Here is a 1463-nt window from a genome sequence, read left to right as displayed (position 1 = left end):
CTCATCGGAGACATGCAGACCGCAGCCCTGGTCTGCCGGGACGGCACAGTCGATTGGCTGTGCCTTCCCCGCTTCGACTCCCACGCCGTTTTCGCCGGCCTGTTGGGCACCGAGGAGCACGGCTTCTGGCGCCTCGGGCCCGCACACGCACCGGAGGCGCAGCCACCCACGGCTGCCCGCCGCACCTATCGCGGCGACTCCCTGGTGCTGGAATCCGAGTGGGACACTCCGCGCGGCACCGTCCGCGTGATCGATTTCATGCCGCCGCGCGACACCGACGCACCGCAGCTGGTGCGGATCGTCGAGGGCGTCACCGGCCGGGTGCCGATGCGCTCGGCGCTGCGCATGCGTTTCAGCTACGGGCGTGTGGTGCCCTGGGTCCACAAGGTCGAGGGCCGCACGGTGGCCGTCGCGGGCCCCGACTCCGTGTGGCTGGACACCGACGCCGAGACCTTCGGCAAGGACCTGACCACGTACTCCGACTTCACGGTCGCGCCGGGTGAGCGGATCGCGTTCACCATCTCGTGGCAGCCCTCGCACAAGCAGCAGCCCGCCCTGCCGGAGCCCGAGGCGGCGCTCACCGCCACGGAGGACTTCTGGCGGGAGTGGGTCGAGCACTGCACGTACCACGGGCCCTACCGGGAGGCCGTGGTCCGCTCGCTGATCACCCTGAAGGCACTCACGTACGCCCCGACCGGCGGAATCGTCGCCGCGCCCACCACCTCGCTGCCCGAGGACATCGGGGGCTCGCGCAACTGGGACTACCGCTTCACGTGGCTGCGCGACGCGGCGATCACCCTCTCCTCGCTGCTGCGCACCGGCTACCGCGAGGAGGCCCGCGCCTGGCGCGAGTGGCTGCTGCGCGCGGTGGCGGGCGACCCGGAGAACCTCCAGATCATGTACGGCATCGCGGGCGAGCGCGAACTCGGCGAGACGGAGCTGGACTGGCTGCCGGGGTACGAGGACTCCCAGCCGGTCCGGGCGGGCAACGGCGCCGCCCACCAGCTCCAGCTGGACGTGTACGGCGAGGTCACCGAGGCCCTGCACCTGGCGCACATGACGGGCCTGGCCCGCAACGACTACGCCTCGCTGCTCCAGCTGAAGCTGATCCGCTATCTGGAGGACCACTGGGACGAGCCGGACGAGGGCATCTGGGAGGTGCGCGGCCCGCGCCGCCACTTCGTGCACTCCAAGGTGATGGCCTGGGTCGCCGTCGACCGCACCATCAAGCTCCTGGAGTCCGGCGACGCCGACGGCCCGCTGGAGAAGTGGCGCGAGCTGCGCGACGACATCCACCGTGACGTGTGCGAGAAGGGCTACGACCCGGAGCGGAACACCTTCACGCAGTCGTACGGCTCCAAGGAGCTGGACGCCTCGCTGCTGCTGATCCCGCAGATGGGCTTCCTGCCGCCCGACGACAAGCGCGTCATCGGCACGATCGAGGCGATCCAGCGGGAGCTGTC

At 70.7% G+C, this 1463-nt stretch carries 1 protein-coding gene; it reads left to right on the top strand.

From position 1 onward, the window contains the following. A partial coding sequence (locus ACWDZ7_RS42800; protein WP_451804375.1) for a glycoside hydrolase family 15 protein occupies positions 1 to 1463 on the top strand: 1463 nt, incomplete at both ends.

This window comes from Streptomyces sp. NPDC003032 (genome assembly GCF_053591415.1).
Note: the sequence above shows the minus strand (reverse complement) of the source record. Positions and strands in the feature narration are given on the sequence as shown.